This is a genomic window from Streptococcus sp. 2154 (genome assembly GCF_013277255.1).
In the GTDB taxonomy this organism is placed as follows: domain Bacteria; phylum Bacillota; class Bacilli; order Lactobacillales; family Streptococcaceae; genus Streptococcus; species Streptococcus pseudopneumoniae.
In genome coordinates, this window is record NZ_VMMK01000075.1 from 1 (window position 1) to 20,242 (window position 20,242).

Annotated in this window: 19 protein-coding genes, 1 tRNA gene, 1 rRNA gene and 1 pseudogene; 21 read left to right on the forward strand and 1 reads right to left on the reverse strand. The window is 38.3% G+C overall.

All coding sequences use genetic code 11. The features are described 5' to 3' along the window. Positions 1–19: 19 nt before the first annotated feature. The 14 genes and pseudogenes from HT693_RS10900 to gap form a co-directional block, all read left to right on the forward strand. Positions 20–520: pseudogene (locus tag HT693_RS10900) on the forward strand (ascorbate 6-phosphate lactonase); the annotation flags it as partial. 111 nt (positions 521–631) lie between these two features. Then, positions 632–1,723 (forward strand): L-ascorbate 6-phosphate lactonase, encoded by a 1,092-nt coding sequence (gene ulaG, locus HT693_RS10905; protein WP_172925183.1) that lies wholly within the window; start codon positions 632–634, stop codon positions 1,721–1,723. Positions 1,724–1,836: 113 nt separating this feature from the next. Further along, entirely contained in the window at positions 1,837–3,813 is a 1,977-nt protein-coding gene (tkt, locus tag HT693_RS10910) for a transketolase (protein WP_138704851.1), read from the forward strand. A gap of 117 nt (positions 3,814–3,930) precedes the next feature. Further along, complete coding sequence (yajC, locus tag HT693_RS10915) at positions 3,931–4,230, forward strand: preprotein translocase subunit YajC (RefSeq protein ID WP_001069287.1); 300 nt, start codon at positions 3,931–3,933, stop codon at positions 4,228–4,230. Between the two features lie 46 nt (positions 4,231–4,276). Then, the gene (locus HT693_RS10920; RefSeq protein ID WP_172925184.1) at positions 4,277–4,720 is read left to right on the forward strand and encodes a low molecular weight protein-tyrosine-phosphatase; all 444 of its coding nucleotides are present in this window, start codon (positions 4,277–4,279) and stop codon (positions 4,718–4,720) included. Beyond that, the gene (locus tag HT693_RS10925) at positions 4,707–5,117 is read left to right on the forward strand and encodes an MORN repeat-containing protein (RefSeq protein ID WP_172925185.1); all 411 of its coding nucleotides are present in this window, start codon (positions 4,707–4,709) and stop codon (positions 5,115–5,117) included. Before HT693_RS10920 ends, HT693_RS10925 begins: the two co-directional genes overlap by 14 nt. 299 nt (positions 5,118–5,416) lie before the next feature. Further along, on the forward strand, positions 5,417–8,068 hold the full coding sequence (gene adhE / locus HT693_RS10930) for a bifunctional acetaldehyde-CoA/alcohol dehydrogenase (RefSeq protein WP_138704849.1): 2,652 nt from the start codon (positions 5,417–5,419) through the stop codon (positions 8,066–8,068). Between the two features lie 123 nt (positions 8,069–8,191). Beyond that, positions 8,192–9,112, forward strand: a complete 921-nt coding sequence (locus HT693_RS10935; protein ID WP_023945661.1) for an XRE family transcriptional regulator — start codon at positions 8,192–8,194, stop codon at positions 9,110–9,112. Between the two features lie 153 nt (positions 9,113–9,265). Further along, positions 9,266–9,556, forward strand: a complete 291-nt coding sequence (locus HT693_RS10940; RefSeq protein WP_138704848.1) for a hypothetical protein — start codon at positions 9,266–9,268, stop codon at positions 9,554–9,556. A 389-nt stretch (positions 9,557–9,945) separates the two neighbouring features. Continuing rightward, entirely contained in the window at positions 9,946–10,530 is a 585-nt protein-coding gene (locus HT693_RS10945) for an ATP-binding cassette domain-containing protein (protein ID WP_000861995.1), read from the forward strand. An 11-nt stretch (positions 10,531–10,541) separates the two neighbouring features. Continuing rightward, positions 10,542–11,750: a hypothetical protein gene (locus HT693_RS10950; protein ID WP_138704847.1), complete on the forward strand. Its 1,209-nt coding sequence runs from the start codon at positions 10,542–10,544 to the stop codon at positions 11,748–11,750. Then, a complete protein-coding gene (locus HT693_RS10955) occupies positions 11,731–12,414 on the forward strand; it encodes an ABC transporter ATP-binding protein (RefSeq protein WP_138704846.1) in 684 nt (227 codons plus the stop codon). The genes HT693_RS10950 and HT693_RS10955 overlap by 20 nt, the downstream gene beginning before the upstream one ends. Next, positions 12,395–13,684: an ABC transporter permease gene (locus HT693_RS10960; protein WP_240152733.1), complete on the forward strand. Its 1,290-nt coding sequence runs from the start codon at positions 12,395–12,397 to the stop codon at positions 13,682–13,684. Before HT693_RS10955 ends, HT693_RS10960 begins: the two co-directional genes overlap by 20 nt. A gap of 176 nt (positions 13,685–13,860) precedes the next feature. Next, positions 13,861–14,871, forward strand: coding sequence for a type I glyceraldehyde-3-phosphate dehydrogenase (gene gap, locus HT693_RS10965; RefSeq protein WP_000260662.1), 1,011 nt, complete (start codon positions 13,861–13,863; stop codon positions 14,869–14,871). 68 nt (positions 14,872–14,939) lie between these two features. On the opposite strand, the gene HT693_RS10970 is transcribed toward gap, so the two are convergent. Then, positions 14,940–15,815, reverse strand: a complete 876-nt coding sequence (locus HT693_RS10970; protein ID WP_345890524.1) for an RluA family pseudouridine synthase — start codon at positions 15,813–15,815, stop codon at positions 14,940–14,942. Between the two features lie 86 nt (positions 15,816–15,901). Here HT693_RS10970 and pbp2a point away from each other — a divergent pair, with 86 nt between their 5' ends. From pbp2a to HT693_RS11005, 7 genes are all read left to right on the forward strand, one after another. Further along, positions 15,902–18,097 (forward strand): penicillin-binding protein PBP2A, encoded by a 2,196-nt coding sequence (pbp2a, locus tag HT693_RS10975; RefSeq protein ID WP_172925186.1) that lies wholly within the window; start codon positions 15,902–15,904, stop codon positions 18,095–18,097. A gap of 52 nt (positions 18,098–18,149) precedes the next feature. Continuing rightward, complete coding sequence (rpmG, locus tag HT693_RS10980) at positions 18,150–18,302, forward strand: 50S ribosomal protein L33 (RefSeq protein ID WP_014017356.1); 153 nt, start codon at positions 18,150–18,152, stop codon at positions 18,300–18,302. 9 nt (positions 18,303–18,311) lie between these two features. Further along, complete coding sequence (gene secE, locus HT693_RS10985) at positions 18,312–18,488, forward strand: preprotein translocase subunit SecE (RefSeq protein WP_001210991.1); 177 nt, start codon at positions 18,312–18,314, stop codon at positions 18,486–18,488. Positions 18,489–18,542: 54 nt separating this feature from the next. Next, entirely contained in the window at positions 18,543–19,079 is a 537-nt protein-coding gene (nusG, locus tag HT693_RS10990; protein ID WP_050208219.1) for a transcription termination/antitermination protein NusG, read from the forward strand. A gap of 120 nt (positions 19,080–19,199) precedes the next feature. Next, positions 19,200–19,679, forward strand: coding sequence for a sigma-70 family RNA polymerase sigma factor (locus tag HT693_RS10995; RefSeq protein WP_138704843.1), 480 nt, complete (start codon positions 19,200–19,202; stop codon positions 19,677–19,679). Between the two features lie 92 nt (positions 19,680–19,771). Beyond that, positions 19,772–19,843 (forward strand) — tRNA-Glu (locus tag HT693_RS11000). 244 nt (positions 19,844–20,087) lie between these two features. Beyond that, positions 20,088–20,242 (forward strand): 16S ribosomal RNA (locus HT693_RS11005); the annotation flags it as partial.

Consider the following 20,242-nt stretch of genomic DNA (forward strand, 5'->3'; position numbering starts at 1 on the left):
TTGATTTTAGGATAGTATTATTCGGCTAACAGACGATGATATTGCCTATTTGACGATTCATATTGGAGGATTTTTAAAGTATACACCATCGTCTCAAAAAAATATGAAAAAAGTTTATCTTGTTTGTGATGAAGGTGTTGCGGTTTCGAGACTTTTGCTGAAACAATGCAAACTTTATTTTCCAAATGAGCAAATTGACACTGTATTTACAACAGAACAATTTAAGAGTGTGGAAGATATTGCACAAGTTGATGTAGTGATTACTACTAATGATGATTTGGATAGCAGATTTCCGATTTTAAGGGTTAATCCTATCCTTGAAGCAGAAGATATTTTGAGAATGCTAGACTATCTTAAACACAATATATTTGGTAATGAGGGCAAAAGTTTCAGTGAAAATCTTTCTAGTCTTATTTCGTCTTATATTGCAGACAGCAAGTTGGCTAGTAAGTTCCAAGAAGAGGTTCAAACACTTATAAATCAAGAAATAGTAGTTCAAGCTTTTTTGGAAGATATTTGAAGGACAGTCCAATGATGAACACAAACCTGTGTTTTTCTTGGTCTTTTTTAGTGTTTTGAAGGGTGGTATACTAATCTCAAAGATAACAATTATATCCAAAGGAGGCGACATATGCCAAACGTCAAAGAAATTACAAGAGAGTCATGGATTTTAGCCACTTTCCCAGAGTGGGGAACATGGTTGAACGAAGAAATCGAAGAAGAAGTCGTACCTGAAGGCAACTTTGCCATGTGGTGGCTAGGCAACTGTGGTACTTGGATTAAGACACCAGCTGGTGCTAACGTTGTCATGGACCTTTGGTCAAATCGTGGAAAATCAACCAAAAAAGTGAAAGATATGGTTCGTGGGCACCAAATGGCAAATATGGCAGGTGTTCGTAAGTTGCAACCAAACTTGCGTGTTCAGCCAATGGTTATCGATCCATTTGCTATCAACGAACTAGACTATTACTTAGTTTCACACTTCCACAGTGATCATATCGCCCCATACACAGCTGCAGCAATTCTCAACAATCCTAAGTTAGAGCATGTTAAGTTTATCGGTCCTTACCACTGTGGACGAATCTGGGAAGGATGGGGTGTTCCAAAAGAACGTATCATCGTTGTTAAACCAGGTGACACTATCGAATTAAAAGATATGAAGATTCATGCAGTAGAATCATTTGACCGTACTTGCTTGGTAACTCTCCCAGTGAACGGTGCTGATGAGACAGGCGGTGAACTTGCTGGCTTGGCTGTTACAGATGAAGAAATGGCTCAAAAGGCTGTTAACTATATCTTTGAAACACCAGGTGGAACCATCTATCATGGTGCAGATTCTCACTTCTCAAACTATTTTGCAAAACATGGTAAAGACTTTAAAATTGATGTTGCTTTGAATAACTATGGTGAAAATCCGATAGGTATCCAAGACAAAATGACATCTATCGACCTTCTTCGTATGGCAGAAAATCTGCGTACCAAAGTCATTATCCCAGTTCACTATGATATCTGGTCTAACTTCATGGCTTCTACTAATGAGATTCTAGAACTTTGGAAAATGCGAAAAGATCGCTTGCAATACGATTTCCATCCATTTATCTGGGAAGTTGGCGGTAAGTATACTTATCCTCAAGATCAACACTTAGTAGAATACCATCATCCACGTGGTTTTGATGATTGTTTTGAACAAGACTCTAACATTCAATTTAAAGCTTTGCTATAATATAAAAATATTCTTTGGAGGTTATCCGTATGTTGCATGATACGGATAATTTTCATATAATAGTAAAATAGAATGTGTGATTCAATAATCACCTCAAATAGAAAGGAAATTCTATGTCAAATCTATCTGTTAATGCAATTCGTTTTCTAGGTATTGACGCCATCAACAAAGCCAACTCAGGTCACCCAGGTGTGGTTATGGGAGCAGCTCCGATGGCTTACAGCCTCTTTACAAAACAACTTCGTATCAATCCAGCTCAACCAAACTGGATTAACCGCGACCGTTTCATTCTTTCAGCTGGTCATGGTTCAATGCTTCTTTATGCCCTTCTTCACCTTTCTGGCTTTGAAGATGTTAGTATGGATGAGATCAAGAGCTTCCGTCAATGGGGTTCAAAAACACCAGGTCACCCAGAATTTGGCCATACAGCAGGGATTGATGCTACAACAGGTCCTCTAGGGCAAGGGATTTCAACTGCTACTGGTTTTGCCCAAGCAGAACGTTTCTTGGCAGCCAAATATAACCGAGAAGGCTACAATATCTTTGACCACTATACTTACGTTATCTGTGGAGACGGAGACTTGATGGAAGGTGTCTCAAGCGAGGCGGCTTCATACGCAGGTTTGCAAAAACTTGATAAGTTGGTTGTTCTTTATGATTCAAATGATATCAACTTGGATGGTGAGACAAAGGATTCCTTTACAGAAAGTGTTCGTGACCGTTACAATGCCTACGGTTGGCATACTGCCTTGGTTGAAAATGGAACAGACTTGGAAGCCATCCATGCTGCTATCGAAACAGCAAAAGCTTCAGGCAAGCCATCTTTGATTGAAGTGAAGACGGTTATTGGATACGGTTCTCCAAACAAACAAGGAACTAATGCTGTACACGGCGCCCCTCTTGGAGCAGATGAAACTGCATCAACTCGTCAAGCCCTCGGTTGGGACTACGAACCATTTGAAATTCCAGAACAAGTATATGCTGATTTCAAAGAACATGTTGCAGACCGTGGCGCATCAGCTTATGAAGCTTGGACAAAATTAGTTGCTGACTATAAAGAAGCGCATCCAGAATTGGCTGCAGAAGTAGAAGCCATCATCGACGGACGTGATCCAGTTGAAGTGACTCCAGCAGACTTCCCAGCCTTAGAAAATGGTTTCTCTCAAGCAACTCGTAATTCAAGCCAAGATGCCTTGAATGTTGTGGCAGCTAAGTTACCAACTTTCTTGGGTGGATCAGCTGACCTAGCTCACTCAAACATGACTTATATCAAGACTGACGGACTTCAAGACGATGCCAATCGCTTGAACCGTAACATTCAGTTTGGTGTTCGTGAATTTGCCATGGGAACGATCTTGAACGGGATGGCCCTTCACGGTGGGCTTCGTGTTTACGGTGGAACTTTCTTCGTCTTCTCTGACTATGTGAAGGCAGCTGTTCGCTTGTCAGCCTTGCAAGGACTTCCTGTGACTTATGTCTTTACTCACGATTCAATCGCAGTTGGGGAAGACGGTCCGACTCACGAACCAGTTGAGCACTTGGCAGGTCTTCGTGCTATGCCAAATCTAAATGTTTTCCGTCCAGCAGATGCGCGTGAAACGCAAGCAGCTTGGTACCTTGCAGTAACAAGTGAGAAAACACCAACTGCCCTTGTCTTGACACGTCAAAACTTGACTGTCGAAGAGGGAACAGACTTCGACAAGGTTGCTAAAGGTGCTTATGTTGTCTATGAAAATGCAGCAGACTTTGATACAATCTTGATTGCGACAGGCTCAGAGGTTAATCTTGCTGTCTCAGCTGCCAAAGAATTGGCTAGTCAAGGCGCAAAAATCCGCGTAGTCAGCATGCCATCTACAGATGTCTTTGATAAACAAGATGCAGCTTACAAGGAAGAAATTCTTCCAAATGCAGTCCGCCGTCGTGTTGCAGTCGAAATGGGTGCAAGTCAAAACTGGTACAAATATGTTGGTCTCGATGGTGCCGTTCTCGGTATTGATACCTTCGGAGCCTCTGCCCCAGCACCAAAAGTATTGGCAGAATATGGCTTTACTGTAGAAAATCTTGTAAAAGTCGTTCAAAACTTGAAATAATTCTAAAAATCAGGGCGCAAGCTCTGGTTTTTTCTTACTAGAAAAGCAAGGTACAATCTTGTAAAAGTAGCTGAAATTTGATATAGTAGTCCTATGTAAAAGACAAAGGAGAAGACAATGAATCCAAATTATACATTTTTAATCATGCTAGCCCTTATGGTGGGCTTGATGTTCTTTACGCAACGCTCTCAAAAGAAACAAGCACAAAAACGTATGGAAAGCTTGAATAAACTACAAAAAGGCTATGAAGTGATTACAATCGGTGGACTTTATGGAACAGTCGATGAAGTAGATACGGAGAAGGGAACAATTGTTCTTGACGTAGATGGAGTTTACTTGACTTTTGAACTAGCTGCTATCAAGACAGTATTACCGCTGAAAGAAACAGCTTCACTAGAAGGCGCAATTGAAAAATAAGACGGGATCACGAACTCCCGTTTTTCTATAAAAGAAAGGAAATAGGATGAAAAAATTAGTCTTTGTCTGTCTGGGAAATATTTGCCGCAGTCCTATGGCCGAGTTTGTGATGAAATCAATGACAGATAATTATGAAATCCAAAGTCGAGCGACTTCCTCTTGGGAACATGGCAATCCGATTCATAAGGGGACGCAAGGGATTTTTCAAGAGTATGAGATTCCTTATGACAAGAACAAGACATCGCTTCAGATTAACAAGGAAGATTTTGAAGCCTTTGATTATATTATCGGCATGGATGCTTCGAATGTTTCTGACTTACGTCAGATGTGTCCAGTAGACTGTCAAGATAAGATTTACTCATTTGCATCTGAAAGTGTACCAGATCCTTGGTATACAGGAGATTTTGAGGAAACCTATCGACGTGTTCAAGAGGGTTGTCAAGCATGGTTAGAACGTTTAGAGAAGGAGAGTGAAGATGAAAAATCTTAAGAATTTTTACGAAAAGTATCGTGTCTATCTGACTCGTCCACGTTTAGAGCTTTTGGCAGTAGTTGCCATTGTTTTTTGTGCTCTACTCGTCTTTTTTCTAAATATTCCCGGAAAAGGTGTTCTAAAGCTTGATAATGGAACGATTGTTTACGATGGCAGTCTTGTACGTGGTAAAATGAATGGGCAAGGTACCATTACCTTCCAAAATGGAGACCAATATACAGGTGGTTTCAACAATGGAGCCTTCAACGGAAAAGGTACCTTTCAATCTAAAGAAGGCTGGACCTACGAAGGTGATTTTGTAAATGGTCAGGCTGAAGGAAAAGGAAAACTAACAACAGAACAAGAAGTCGTTTATGAAGGGACTTTTAAACAAGGCGTTTTTCAACAAAAATAAAGCCTCCTTATCAAAGGAGGTATTGTTAGAATGTTTAAGTAAGCGCTTACCTGTAAATCCCTATCTTTCCAAGTTCCTCTTCCAAGCAAGTTTGTGAAATAAAAAAACATTTGAAATAAATTTCACAAACTTTAAAGAAAAAGCTTGCTAAGAAAAGAAAATGACAAACATTTCACAAGGAACTAAAAATTCTTTGTGAAATGTTTATGAAACTGTTTACAAAGTTGAAATAATGCGTTATAATAAACTTGTGAAAAAATTAACAAAGGATTAAATCCTTGAAAGCTATGGAGGAAAATATGGCTGATAAAAAAACTGTGACACCAGAGGAAAAGAAACTCGCTGCTGAAAAACATGTAGATGAGTTGGTGCAAAAAGCTCTAGTTGCTCTTGAAGAAATGCGTAAGTTGGATCAAGAGCAGGTTGACTACATCGTAGCTAAAGCGTCAGTGGCAGCTTTGGATGCCCACGGGGAATTGGCTTTACATGCCTTTGAAGAAACAGGACGTGGTGTATTTGAAGATAAAGCAACTAAGAACTTGTTTGCTTGTGAACACGTAGTAAACAACATGCGCCACACTAAGACAGTTGGCGTTATCGAAGAAGATGATGTAACAGGTTTGACTCTGATTGCTGAACCGGTCGGTGTTGTCTGTGGTATCACTCCAACAACAAACCCAACATCAACAGCGATCTTCAAATCATTGATTTCATTGAAGACACGTAATCCAATCGTCTTTGCCTTCCATCCATCAGCTCAAGAATCATCAGCTCATGCAGCTCGTATCGTCCGCGATGCAGCTATCGCAGCTGGTGCTCCTGAAAACTGTGTGCAATGGATTACTCAACCATCTATGGAAGCAACAAGTGCCCTTATGAACCACGAAGGTGTTGCGACAATCCTTGCAACAGGTGGTAATGCCATGGTTAAGGCGGCTTATTCATGTGGGAAACCAGCTCTTGGGGTAGGTGCCGGAAACGTGCCAGCTTATGTTGAAAAATCAGCAAATATCCGTCAAGCAGCACACGATATCGTTATGTCTAAATCATTTGATAACGGTATGGTCTGTGCATCTGAACAAGCAGTTATCATTGATAAAGAAATTTACGATGAATTTGTAGCAGAGTTCAAATCTTACCACACTTACTTTGTAAACAAAAAAGAAAAAGCACTTCTTGAAGAGTTCTGCTTCGGCGTGAAAGCAAACAGCAAAAACTGTGCGGGTGCAAAATTGAACGCTGACATCGTTGGTAAACCAGCAACTTGGATTGCAGAACAAGCAGGATTTACAGTTCCAGAAGGAACAAACATTCTTGCTGCAGAATGTAAAGAAGTTGGTGAAAATGAGCCATTGACTCGTGAAAAATTGTCACCAGTTATCGCAGTTTTGAAATCTGAAAGTCGCGAAGATGGTATTGCCAAAGCTCGTCAAATGGTTGAATTTAACGGTCTTGGGCACTCAGCAGCCATCCACACAGCTGACGAAGAATTGACTAAAGAATTTGGTAAAGCTGTTAAAGCTATTCGTGTTATCTGTAACTCACCTTCTACTTTCGGTGGTATCGGGGACGTTTACAATGCCTTCTTGCCATCATTGACACTTGGATGTGGTTCTTACGGACGCAACTCAGTTGGGGATAACGTTAGTGCCATTAACCTCTTGAATATCAAAAAAGTCGGAAGACGGAGAAATAACATGCAATGGATGAAACTTCCTTCAAAAACATACTTTGAACGCGATTCAATTCAATACCTTCAAAAATGTCGTGACGTTGAACGTGTCATGATCGTTACTGACCATGCCATGGTAGAGCTTGGTTTCCTTGATCGTATCATCGAACAACTTGACCTTCGTCGCAATAAGGTTGTTTACCAAATCTTTGCTGATGTAGAACCAGATCCAGATATCACAACTGTAAATCGTGGTACTGAGATTATGCGTGCCTTCAAACCAGATACAATCATCGCTCTCGGTGGTGGATCTCCAATGGATGCTGCTAAAGTAATGTGGCTCTTCTACGAACAACCAGAAGTGGACTTCCGTGACCTTGTCCAAAAATTCATGGATATCCGTAAACGTGCCTTCAAATTCCCATTGCTTGGTAAGAAGACTAAATTCATCGCGATCCCAACTACATCTGGTACAGGATCTGAAGTAACTCCATTTGCCGTTATCTCTGATAAAGCAAATAACCGTAAATACCCAATCGCTGACTACTCATTGACACCAACTGTGGCAATTGTAGACCCTGCTTTGGTATTGACAGTTCCTGGATTTGTTGCTGCGGACACTGGTATGGACGTATTGACCCACGCGACTGAAGCTTACGTATCACAAATGGCTAGCGACTACACTGACGGACTTGCACTTCAAGCAATCAAGCTTGTATTTGAAAACCTTGAAAGCTCAGTTAAGAACGCAGACTTCCATTCACGTGAGAAAATGCATAACGCTTCAACAATCGCTGGTATGGCCTTTGCTAATGCCTTCCTAGGTATTTCTCACTCAATGGCTCATAAGATTGGTGCGCAATTCCACACAATCCACGGTCGTACAAATGCAATCTTGCTTCCATACGTCATCCGCTACAACGGTACACGTCCATCTAAGACAGCAACATGGCCTAAGTACAACTACTACCGTGCAGATGAAAAATACCAAGATATCGCACGCATGCTTGGACTTCCAGCTTCTACTCCAGAAGAAGGTGTGGAATCTTACGCAAAAGCTGTCTACGAACTTGGTGAGCGCGTAGGTATCCAAATGAACTTCAAAGCACAAGGAATTGATGAAAAAGAATGGAAAGAACATTCACGTGAATTGGCCTTCCTTGCTTACGAAGATCAATGTTCACCAGCTAACCCACGTCTTCCAATGGTTGACCACATGCAAGAAATCATCGAAGATTCTTACTATGGTTACAAAGAAAGACCAGGACGCCGTAAATAATTGTTATCAGCCTAGAGGCAGGAGAAATCCTGTCTCTTTTTTTGTAATTCTATTTGAAAAATGGTATAATCATCGCATATATTTATTTGAAAATCAAATCTTTAATAATCATGCGAGGGGCAAATGAACAAGATAAATGAGTTAGGGGATAAAGTGCGACTTTTAAGAGAGGAGAAAGGACTTAGTCGTCCAGTTTTTTGCGGGGATGAGTCTGAATTATCAGTGCGTCAGTTGGTGCGGATTGAAAAAGGAGAATTTCGCCCGACGATAAAAACACTAGAATATATTGCAGAACGATTAGAAATTCCGTCCTACGTCTTGATGCCAGATTATAAGGAATTACCCAAGCGTTACCAAGAATTAAAGTACTTTCTTTTACATCATCCTGACTATGGAGACGAGGAGTTGCAGGAACAAAAGGAAGAATATTTTGATGAGATTTTTGAGTGTTTTTATGATGACCTGCCCCGTGATGAGAAAGTGCTAGTGGATTGTCTTCAAGCTATAGATGCAGTGAGAGCGACTAGTAATTCCTTATACGGAAGTGGTGTGATTGAAGACGGTCTTCAAGATTTACTATCCAGAGATGTATATAAAGCCGAGGATTTGTTGAAACTGAGACTGTATTTCAACTGTCAGTTAATGGACGGTTTAAATGTGGGTGAGATAAAAGAATCTGAGCATGAAACCATTCTTTGTTTTCATGACAAACTAAGTTCTCAGGTTGATAAGATAGAGTTCGATTGTTTGGACTTACTTAGAGATTCCTTGTTAGCTTCTTTAGCTTGTATAGAAATTATGGGGCTGTTTCATTATTTTAAGAGGGCAGTCGAGACCTTAAATAAAATAGGACAAAAAACACGAGATTTCCAAAAGCAACCGATTGTCTTGATGGTGGAGTGGAAATATTATATTCATACCGATTATGATACAGCCAAACAAAAGTATGAAGAAGCAAAAATGATGGCGAGGATGTTTGGTAATGAGAAGTTACTCGTTAGTTTAGATAAGGAATGGAGCGAAGACTTAGAAAGGTATTATTAAATGATTTATAGGAGTGACATTTCTGTCATTGGGGAAATGTCGCTTTTTTGTTACAATGGATTCATAATAAAGAGAAAGGAATTTACTATGATTAAAATAATGATTTTTCTATTTATCACGGGTGGGTGGTGGACTTGAGTTTAGAGGAATGACATGCTAGAATTTGAAAGAATAAACAATGTTTTATTGACTGGTATGTCAGAAGTAGGAGATGTACTGCTCATTCGACAAACACTATCAAATCTTATTCAAGTAGAAATAAGAGTTAACGGCTATTTATTGGATTTGATCACAATAAAGTCTAAAAGATTAAAAATCTATCCCATAATTGGAATAGAAAAAAATGCACTTATTATTGTACGAGAAGTAAATGAGGGACTTGATATGACGTTGGAGAATAACAGGACATTTAGAGATTTTGATTTTTTTAGAAAATTAAAATAGAAATTTAAAAAGGAGAAATAAAATATGTGGCGTTGGGTATGGAAAATTGTAAAATGGATTCTGATTAGTTTGCTATGGGAAGCTATCTGGGGCTGGGTTAAACAATGGTTTAGTAAATAGGAGGAATTATTATGTGGAGTTTCGTATGGAGAATTATCAGATGGATTATTATTGACTGGATTTTAACAGCAATTTGGGGCTGGGTTAAACAGTGGTTCTAGTTTAGAAATTAATAGAACAGAGTTGATTTTTACATAAAATATTAGTAAAATTAGAAATTAATATAAAAAAATAATTGATAGTTATGTCTCAGTTTGAAAATGGGCATTCTCAAAAAGATTATAGACATAACTATCAACTATTTTAATTATAATATAAAAGGAGAAAAAATGAAAGTAGAGAACATTTCGTATAGGATAAATAGTCGGATACTGTTTAACAATATTTCTTTTGATACTTCAAATTCAGGTCTTACACTGATTACTGGAAAAAATGGCTCAGGAAAGTCAACATTATTGAAAGTATTACTAGGAATTGTTCAACCATATTCTGGCTCATTGATTTCTGAAGAAAAAGTTAGCTATGTTCCAGATTCTTCGGACAACTATTTCATTGGTTTATCTCCTAATTTATTATTCGGATTTTTACAGAAACAATTTTTTATTGAAACAAATTTGTTCGAAGAACGGTTAAGAGAATTACGAGAACAATTTTATTTGAATGAGAAATTAATGACACAAACAATTCAATCATTGTCATTAGGAGAAAAGAAAAAAGTAATGCTTATAGCAGCGTTTTTATTGGATTCGGACTTGTATGTTATGGATGAACCTTTATCAGGTTTAGATCAAATTTCGGTTGAAAATCTGCTTCAATTGATGGAGCAAAAGATAAATCTAGGCAAACACTTCATTATTGTAAGTCACGAGAGGCAAGAAATTTTACCGACAGTTGATCAGATTATTTCTTTGTAGAGGAAAGTTATATGGAAAAGTTTTATTACTCTATTACTCTATTATTCCTATCTCGACAGGGATACTGGAATGATTCGAATAATGTCAAGGAATTATCGTTGCTTCAATCGACTTACAAATATTTTCTTTCATCTGTTAGTTTGATTTTTATATTTTGTTTTGCTAAACAAGAAGTTTATAAGCTATTAAGTGAAAATCAAATTTTGGGTATCCTATCATACTTTGAATTAGTAAAAATACTTGTTCCTGCAATTTTGTTATTAGGAATAATTTATGAAAATATTTATGTTTTAAAAACTAAAACAGAGAGTACAATGAGGATATTTTTCAATGTCACAGGGAGAGAATTTTGGAATATAGTATTTTTAAAGAATTTAATTCTAGTTTCTCCAATCTTAGTAGTTATTTTTTTCTATGATATTTCTTTAGGAATATTTGCGTGCCTACTTGTTTTTTTACTTAATAGTATATTTTTTATATCGAAAATCAGGTATGTTAGGCCAAGGTTTAAAAAATCGTTTAGCATGACCTATTTATTATCTGTCGTTGATGGTTTGACGGTGTTTAAAGCGATGACTATACCTGTATTTTCAACTTTTATGTTTATGTTCATGTGGTTGGTTTTACCAGATTTTTTAGGAATTGTTATCTCGAATAAAGCGATGATATTGAACACAGCTTTATTTTCAGGGACAGTATTTTTTAGCAATAAAGGGATAAATTTTTATTTTCTTACTTTAAATAAGGACTTCCCTTATCTGAAGGCTGTGGGGGTTAATCTTAATAAGTTTATAAAAAAAAGAATTTGGTCTTTAAATTTTATTAGTATTTTAGTTCCGTCGATCTCGCTATATTTCTTTTTAAATTATCTGGGGTACGGTTTTATAGATATTTCCCTATTTCTTTTCGGAGTTTCTCTAGCATATTTTTTATGCCAAGGGATACAAATGTTAGAGATAATTATATTTAGAAAGTATCATTTCAAGAATGCGAAAGAATTAGATGCTTTTTCAATTCCTATAAATACAAGGATAACGTTGTACATTATTCGCTTCGTACCAGTTATGGTTTGCTTATTATTCAATCAAATTAAACTATTTGGTTTATGGGGCTTGATATTGTTAAATATAGTTTATATCAGTATTATTTATTGTAGTTTATATCGACATATGTTGTCAAAAGTAATTAAAGGAGATAATCATGTCCATTTTATCCATTAAAAATATTTCAAAGTTTTACACTTTGGACGGTAAACATCAAGAGCAGGCTCTAAGAAATGTTAACCTGCAGATTGCAAAAGGTAAAATTACAGCGATTTACGGTCCATCAGGCTGTGGCAAAACCAGTCTACTCAATATCATCAGCGGTTTAGATAGACAATATGAAGGAGATTTAGAGTTTAAAGGGGAATCCCTCCGTGACTTATCAGAGATTGAACTAACTCAATTTCGTAAAGATAAGATTGGATTTGTGTTTCAAAACTTTAACCTCATTCCTCATCAGTCTGTTTTGGACAATGTCAAGCTACCTCTCTATGTCAAAGATTTATCTGACAGGGAGATGACAATGGTTGCAAAGGAGCAATTAAGTAACTTGGGCATGGAGCCTTTTGTAGCTAAAAATGTTAAACAACTTTCTGGTGGGCAAAAGCAACGTGTAGCAATCGCGCGTGCACTGGTAAATCAGCCAGATATGATTGTAGCAGATGAGCCAACGGGTTCGCTGGATTCTCAATCCCAAGAAATGGTATTGGAAGTATTTAAAAATTTAGCCCAAACAGGGAAAACAGTGTTGATTGTAACCCATAATCCAGAGGTTGCCGAATATGCAGATGTGATTATCAAAATGAAGGACGGTGAAGTCGTTGAAGAAGTCAAAAAATAAAGGATTATCATTGAAAAATAAATTCAAACTTTCTTTAAATAACTTTCTGGAAAGAAAGTGGCGTAACCTATTGATTGCGCTAGCAACCTCAATCGGTTTTGTAGGAGTCTTAATTTCTTTCGGCTTGGGAAATGCTTTGATTTCGATGATTGATGAAAATACGAATGGAGGTCAAATCCCTTCTCAAGTTCAGATTGCTTTAAACACAAAAAATGTTGGACGAGGCTTTTTGAACCAAGATGATAAGAACTATATCACGGATACAGTTGGCAAAGAAACTATTAAATATTTGGAGAGTCCTTTTGGGATGATCATGTCAAATATTACTATAGATGGTCAAGAAATAGATCTGAGTCAAACGATGCCTTCTTATGCTCAAGTGGTGAGTCTCTATGAGGATACAAGTATCTCTGTTAGTAGTAATGAGGCGGACAAAGTATTAGCCGGTTCCCTCTATACTGATTCAAATGAACAGGGATTGACGATTCCAAGCAGTTTACTAAAAAATTGGAATGAACAGACAGGAAAAAATCTGACAGCTAGTGATATTATTGGCAAATCAGTCTCAGCCAGCATTGTAGAAAATGATGCTGAAGCTAGCAAGACTGCTCAATTTCAAACAAAGATTGTACGTGTAATCAATGATGAAGATGACTTGGAGGACAGCAACAGTTTCATGCCGTCTCATCAAATGGAAACGATTTTGAAAGAGGCTGGATTTACAAAAGCTGTATCTTATTTTATCTTGGAACTCAAAGATCCATCACAAACAAAAGCGATAACAGAAGAATTGCAGAAAAACAAGAAGTATACTGTTCTTTCTCAACAGAAGGTTCTTGATATTGTGATTACTTTTATTCGTGTCATTCAGGGATTGTTGATTGTACTTTCATCACAAGCTATTGTGGTAGCAGCGGTCATGATTGGTATCATTATTTACATCAATATCATGCAACGTTCTAAGGAAATAGGTGTCATGAAGGCAGTTGGTTATCAAAATCGTGATGTCAAAGGAATTTTTATTTACGAGGCTATCTGGATTGTAGGAATCGCCTTGCTGCTGGCATTTTCGGTTGCACAAGGGGTGGGAAGTTTGGCGAATGCGATTGTAAGTCACTTTTACCCATCCATCACTAAGGTTTTTGAATTAAATTTGTTATCTGTTTTAGGGACTCTAGCTTTCGCTCTACTACTTGGTTATGTATCAGCTTACTTCCCAGCACGTAAAATTAGTAAAATGGATCCAGTAGAATCGTTACGCTATGAATAGTAAGGGATTCCTTGATTTACAGTCTTAAAAAGAAACTAACATAGAAAAATAATGCCCATACTTGCAATTCAACTCAAATAGTTATATAATAGGTTTGTTGAAAGGTGATTTGTAGTGATTCAAGTTACTCTTTTCACAATAAAAATTTCATGATTTTCATAAGGAGGAAATCACTAATGGTAGTTAAAGTTGGTATTAACGGTTTCGGACGTATCGGTCGTCTTGCTTTCCGTCGTATCCAAAACGTAGAAGGTGTTGAAGTTACTCGTATCAACGACCTTACAGATCCAGTTATGCTTGCACACTTGTTGAAATACGACACAACTCAAGGTCGTTTCGACGGTACTGTTGAAGTTAAAGAAGGCGGATTTGAAGTTAACGGTAAATTCATCAAAGTTTCTGCTGAACGTGATCCAGAACAAATCGACTGGGCTAACGACGGTGTAGAAATCGTTCTTGAAGCTACTGGTTTCTTTGCTAAGAAAGCAGCTGCTGAAAAACACTTGCACGCTGGTGGAGCTAAAAAAGTTGTTATCACTGCTCCTGGTGGAAACGACGTTAAAACAGTTGTATTCAACACTAACCACGACGTTCTTGACGGTACTGAAACAGTTATCTCAGGTGCTTCATGTACTACAAACTGCTTGGCTCCTATGGCTAAAGCTCTTCAAGATAACTTTGGTGTTGTAGAAGGATTGATGACTACTATCCACGCTTACACTGGTGACCAAATGATTCTTGACGGACCACACCGTGGTGGTGACCTTCGCCGTGCTCGCGCTGGTGCTGTAAACATCGTTCCTAACTCAACTGGTGCTGCGAAAGCTATCGGTCTTGTAATCCCAGAATTGAACGGTAAATTGGACGGAGCTGCTCAACGTGTTCCTGTTCCAGCAGGTTCTGTAACTGAGTTGGTAGCAGTTCTTGAAAAGAACGTTACTGTTGACGAAGTGAACGCAGCTATGAAAGCAGCTTCAAACGAATCATACGGATACACTGAAGATCCAATCGTATCTTCAGATATCCTAGGTATGTCTTACGGTTCATTGTTTGACGCAACTCAAACTAAAGTTCTTGACGTTGACGGTAAACAATTGGTTAAAGTTGTATCATGGTACGACAACGAAATGTCATACACTGCACAACTTGTTCGTACTCTTGAATACTTCGCAAAAATTGCTAAATAATTCATGAGTCGATAAAAAGCAAGGCCTCTTGGTCTTGCTTTTCTTATATGGAAAAATGGATGACACAATCATCCATTCTTTTTTAATTCTGTTTCAAAAGTATCTGATGGGACAGTGAAGCTTAATTTCTCTAGAGTAAGCGGATGGGTAAAGGAAAGTCGAAAGGCGTGGAGCATAAGGCGATTTGTTTTTGATTTACTATTATAAAGAGGGTCACCCAAGATAGGAAGATTATGATGCGAAAGGTGCACACGAATCTGATGGGTTCGCCCTGTCTTTAGTTTACAACGGACAAGGGTCGTTTTGTTTGGGAATTGCTTTAATCTGCTTACATGCGTTTCAGCATATTGCCCATTTTTTGCATCAACTATTCGCTTTCTGCGGTCATGGCGATCACGTCCGATTTTGTCTCTGAAAACAAGTTCTTTGCTGTTGATATTTCCGTCAACAAGCGCCCAATATTCTCTAGAAATCTCTTTTTTCTCCAATAAGCGATTGAGAATGGGCAGGATAAAAGGATTTTTTGCAAAGAGAACCAAACCACTAGTTTCCATGTCTAGGCGATGAACGACATAGCAGGTTTGGCCAACATAGGCACTGACATGGTTAAGAAGGGCGATTTCGTTTTGCTGATTACCATGCGTTTTCATCCCCTCTGGTTTGTTCACAATAACCAAGTGTTGATCTTGATAAACTTCCTGCACTAAGTCTGGGTTGCCCCAAGGGATTTCTTTTTCGGGATAATCTTCCTCGTCAAAAGTCAACTGGCAAACATCTCCAGGACTTACCATCTCGTTCCAATGAACTTCTCGCTGATTAATCAAAATGTGTTTCTTGATTCTTAAAAAATGACGGATTTTTCTAGGGATGAGGAGTTGCTCCTCCAGTAATTGCTTTACCGTCATTTGAGGTAGAGAGTCTGGTAATGTAAATGTGAATTGCATACAGATATTGTAACAAAAAAAGCCCTATTTGGATAGGAAATAGCTAAATTCTTGTCTTCCTATGATGAAGATGATAAAATAAACGCATGAAATTAGATAAATTATTCGAGAAATTTCTTTCTCTTTTTAAAAAAGAAACAAGTGAACTAGAAGATTCTGATTCTACTAGCTTACGTCGTTCTCGCAGTGATAGAAAAAAATTGGCCCAAGTGGGTCCAATTCGAAAATTCTGGCGTCGTTATCATCTAACAAAGATTGTCCTTATACTAGGTTTGAGTGCAGGCTTGCTAGTTGGAACCTATTTGTTTGCTGTAGCTAAGTCAACCAATGTTAACGATTTGCAAAACGCCTTGAAAACTCGGACTATCATTTTTGACCGTGAAGAAAAAGAGGCTGGTGCCTTGTCTGGTCAAAAAGGAACTTATGTTGAACTGACTGACATCAGTAAAAACTTGCAGAATGCTGTTATTGCGACAGAAGACCGTTCTTTCTATAAAAACGACGGGATTAACTATGGTCGTTTCTTCTTGGCGATTGTTACTGCTGGTCGTTCGGGTGGTGGTTCTACTATTACCCAACAGCTGGCTAAAAATGCCTATCTGTCTCAGGATCAAACTGTTGAGAGAAAAGCAAAAGAATTTTTCCTGGCCTTAGAATTAACAAAAAAATATAGTAAGGATCAAATTCTAACCATGTACCTTAACAACGCTTATTTTGGAAATGGTGTGTGGGGTGTAGAAGATGCGAGTAAGAAATACTTTGGAGTTTCTGCGTCAGAAGTGAGTTTGGATCAAGCTGCGACTCTGGCAGGGATGCTGAAGGGGCCGGAATTGTATAATCCTTTGAATTCCGTAGAAGATTCAACTAATCGTCGTGATACTGTCTTGCAAAATATGGTTGCAGCAGGATATATTGATAAAAACCAAGAAACCGAAGCTACTGAAGTTGATATGACTTCGCAATTGCACGATAGGTATGAAGGAAAAATCTCAGATTACCGCTATTCTTCTTACTTTGATGCGGTGGTTAATGAAGCTGTTTCCAAGTATAATCTAACAGAGGAAGAGATTGTCAATAATGGCTACCGCATTTACACAGAGCTGGACCAAAACTACCAAGCAAATATGCAGGTTGTCTATGAAAACACCTCGCTATTTCCGAGGGCAGAGGATGGAACATTTGCACAATCAGGAAGTGTAGCTCTTGAACCGAAAACAGGAGGAGTTCGTGGAGTTGTCGGTCAAGTTGCTGACAATGATAAAACTGGATTCCGGAATTTCAACTATGCAACTCAATCAAAACGTAGCCCTGGTTCTACAATTAAGCCTTTAGTTGTTTATACGCCTGCAGTTGAAGCAGGTTGGGCTTTGAACAAGCTCTTGGATAACCATACCATGCAGTATAACAGCTATAAGGTTGATAACTATGCAGGAATCAAAACGAGTCGAGAAGTTCCTATGTATCAAGCCTTGGCAGAATCGCTTAATCTACCTGCTGTTGCTACTGTTAATGATTTGGGTATTGATAAGGCTTTTGAGGCAGGCGAAAAATTTGGACTCAACATGGAAAAGGTAGACCGTGTTCTTGGTGTCGCTTTAGGAAGCGGTGTTGAAACCAACCCTCTGCAAATGGCTCAAGCATACGCTGCCTTTGCAAATGAAGGTTTAATGCCTGAAGCTCATTTTATTAGTAGAATTGAAAATGCTAGCGGACAGGTTATTGCGAGCCATAAACATTCACAAAAACGGGTGCTTGATAAAGCTGTAGCTGACAAGATGACTAGTATGATGTTGGGGACATTCACCAACGGAACCGGTATTAGTTCATCGCCTGCAAACTATGTCATGGCAGGAAAAACTGGTACAACCGAAGCTGTTTTCAATCCGGAGTATACAAGTGACCAATGGGTAATTGGTTATACTCCAGATGTAGTGATTAGTCACTGGCTTGGTTTTCCGACCACTGATGAAAATCACTATCTAGCAGGATCTACTTCAAATGGTGCAGCCCATGTCTTTAGAAACATTGCCAATACCATTTTACCTTATACACCAGGAAGTACCTTTACGGTTGAAAATGCTTATAAGCAAAATGGAATTGCACCAGCCAATACAAGAAATCAAGTACAGAGTAATGAAGAAAATCAGGCGGATAATAGCCTTTCTGATATTAGAAGTCGTGCGCAAAGTCTAGTAGATGAGGCTAGTCGGGCTATCTCGGATGCGAAGATTAAGGAAAAGGCTCAAACGATATGGGATTCGGTAGTCAATCTATTTCGTTAAGATGCTTGTCAAAGCCTAGCTTTCTTGTTATAATAGATAGGATGGAGGCGTTATGGCACTAAAAAAAGCAAGCCTAGCTTGTGCGGTTTGTGGTTCGAGAAACTATTCAATTAAGATTAGTGGAACCCCCAAGCCTACACGACTAGAAGTAAATAAATTTTGTAAGCATTGTGGCAAGTACACTACACACAGAGAAACGAGATAGGAGAGAGCGATGCGTTTTATTGGAGATATTTTTAGACTTCTTAAAGACACAACATGGCCAACTCGCAAGGAAAGCTGGAGAGATTTTCGTTCTATCATGGAATACACAGCTTTCTTTGTAGTAATTATTTACATTTTTGACCAGTTGATTGTTTCAGGTTTGATTCGATTTATTAACATTTTTTAGAAGGCTAGTGGAGTTAATTACACTAGAAATCTTCTATTTATGAAAGGAAATATCATGGATAGTTTTGATAAAGGGTGGTTTGTTTTACAAACTTATTCTGGTTATGAAAATAAGGTAAAAGAAAATCTATTACAACGTGCACAAACCTACAATATGTTGGCTAATATTCTACGCGTTGAAATTCCAACACAAACAGTGCAAGTTGAAAAAAATGGAAAGAGAAAAGAAGTAGAAGAAAATCGCTTTCCAGGTTATGTTCTTGTAGAAATGGTGATGACAGATGAAGCTTGGTTTGTTGTGCGAAACACACCAAACGTTACAGGATTTGTCGGATCTCACGGGAATAGATCAAAACCAACTCCATTATTGGAACAAGAAATTCGTGACATTTTGGTATCTATGGGACAAACTGTTCAAGAATTTGATTTCGATGTTGAGGTTGGTCAAACCGTACGTATTATTGATGGTGCTTTTGCAGACTACACTGGTAAGATTACAGAAATTGATAATAACAAAGTAAAAATGATTATCTCTATGTTTGGTAATGACACAGTTGCAGAAGTAAACCTAAACCAAATCGCAGAATTATAACCCTGAGAGAGGCTGAGCCTCTCTTTTTTGTGCAGTTGAGACGGTGTAGAGAACAGAATGGATGAAATGTGTCAAAAGTGTTTCTGAATCTGTTAGACTGTACACAGAAAGGGGAAGATTATGATTAAAGAATTGTATGAAGAAGTCCAAGGAATTGTATACAAGTGTAGAAATGAATATTACCTTCATTTGTGGGAGCTATCGGATTGGAACCAAGAAGGCATGCTCTGCTTACATGAATTGATTAGTAGAGAAGAAGGACTGGTAGACGATATTCCACGTTTAAGGAAATATTTCAAAACCAAGTTTCGAAATCGAATTTTAGATTATATCCGTAAGCAAGAAAGTCAAAAACGGAGATATGATAAAGAACCATATGAAGAAGTAGGTGAGATTAGTCATCGTATAAGTGAGGGAGGTCTCTGGCTAGATGACTATTATCTCTTTCATGAAACCCTAAGAGATTATAGAAACAAACAAAGTAAAGAGAAACAAGAAGAACTAGAACGCGTCTTAAGAGATGAACGCTTCCGAGGGCGTCAAAGAGTCCTAAAGGACTTACGTATTGTGTTTAAGGAGTTTGACATCCGTACCCATTAGGAAGTCATGCAAAAAAGTAAAAAAATTTTAAAAAAGGTGTTGACAAAGTTAGAAAAGACTGTATAATAGTAAGAGTTGAAAATAACCACTCTGGTCCGTTGGTCAAGGGGTTAAGACACCGCCTTTTCACGGCGGTAACACGGGTTCGAATCCCGTACGGACTATAGTATGTTGCGGTTGTAACACTTGATGAAAAAAAGATTAAAAAAGTTTCAAAAAAAGTGTTGACAAGCGAAAGTGATTGTGATATACTAATATAGTTGTCGCTTGAGAGAAGCGAGTGACAAAGACCTTTGAAAACTGAACAAGACGAACCAATGTGCAGGGCACTACAACAACTGTTGTAGTACTGAACAATGAAAAAAACAATAAATCTGTCAGTGACAGAAATGAGTGAGAACTCAAACTTTTAATGAGAGTTTGATCCTGGCTCAGGACGAACGCTGGCGGCGTGCCTAATACATGCAAGTAGAACGCTGAAGGAGGAGCTTGCTTCTCTGGATGAGTTGCGAACGGGTGAGTAACGCGTAGGTAACCTGCCTGGTAGCGGGGGATAACTATTG

Excerpts from the sequence above, each read along its gene's own strand:
- ulaG (WP_172925183.1), top strand. The coding sequence starts at position 632 with ATGCCAAACGTCAAAGAAATTACAAGAGAGTCATGGATTTTAGCCACT.
- tkt (WP_138704851.1), top strand. The coding sequence starts at position 1,837 with ATGTCAAATCTATCTGTTAATGCAATTCGTTTTCTAGGTATTGACGCC.
- adhE (WP_138704849.1), top strand. The coding sequence starts at position 5,417 with ATGGCTGATAAAAAAACTGTGACACCAGAGGAAAAGAAACTCGCTGCT.
- HT693_RS10945 (WP_000861995.1), top strand. The coding sequence starts at position 9,946 with ATGAAAGTAGAGAACATTTCGTATAGGATAAATAGTCGGATACTGTTT.
- HT693_RS10970 (WP_345890524.1), bottom strand. The coding sequence starts at position 15,815 with ATGCAATTCACATTTACATTACCAGACTCTCTACCTCAAATGACGGTA.
- HT693_RS10955 (WP_138704846.1), top strand. The coding sequence starts at position 11,731 with ATGTCCATTTTATCCATTAAAAATATTTCAAAGTTTTACACTTTGGAC.
- secE (WP_001210991.1), top strand. The coding sequence starts at position 18,312 with ATGCGTTTTATTGGAGATATTTTTAGACTTCTTAAAGACACAACATGG.
- HT693_RS10950 (WP_138704847.1), top strand. The coding sequence starts at position 10,542 with ATGGAAAAGTTTTATTACTCTATTACTCTATTATTCCTATCTCGACAG.
- yajC (WP_001069287.1), top strand. The coding sequence starts at position 3,931 with ATGAATCCAAATTATACATTTTTAATCATGCTAGCCCTTATGGTGGGC.
- HT693_RS10920 (WP_172925184.1), top strand. The coding sequence starts at position 4,277 with ATGAAAAAATTAGTCTTTGTCTGTCTGGGAAATATTTGCCGCAGTCCT.
- nusG (WP_050208219.1), top strand. The coding sequence starts at position 18,543 with ATGGATAGTTTTGATAAAGGGTGGTTTGTTTTACAAACTTATTCTGGT.
- HT693_RS10935 (WP_023945661.1), top strand. The coding sequence starts at position 8,192 with ATGAACAAGATAAATGAGTTAGGGGATAAAGTGCGACTTTTAAGAGAG.
- gap (WP_000260662.1), top strand. The coding sequence starts at position 13,861 with ATGGTAGTTAAAGTTGGTATTAACGGTTTCGGACGTATCGGTCGTCTT.
- HT693_RS10940 (WP_138704848.1), top strand. The coding sequence starts at position 9,266 with ATGCTAGAATTTGAAAGAATAAACAATGTTTTATTGACTGGTATGTCA.
- rpmG (WP_014017356.1), top strand. The coding sequence starts at position 18,150 with ATGGCACTAAAAAAAGCAAGCCTAGCTTGTGCGGTTTGTGGTTCGAGA.
- pbp2a (WP_172925186.1), top strand. The coding sequence starts at position 15,902 with ATGAAATTAGATAAATTATTCGAGAAATTTCTTTCTCTTTTTAAAAAA.
- HT693_RS10995 (WP_138704843.1), top strand. The coding sequence starts at position 19,200 with ATGATTAAAGAATTGTATGAAGAAGTCCAAGGAATTGTATACAAGTGT.
- HT693_RS10925 (WP_172925185.1), top strand. The coding sequence starts at position 4,707 with ATGAAAAATCTTAAGAATTTTTACGAAAAGTATCGTGTCTATCTGACT.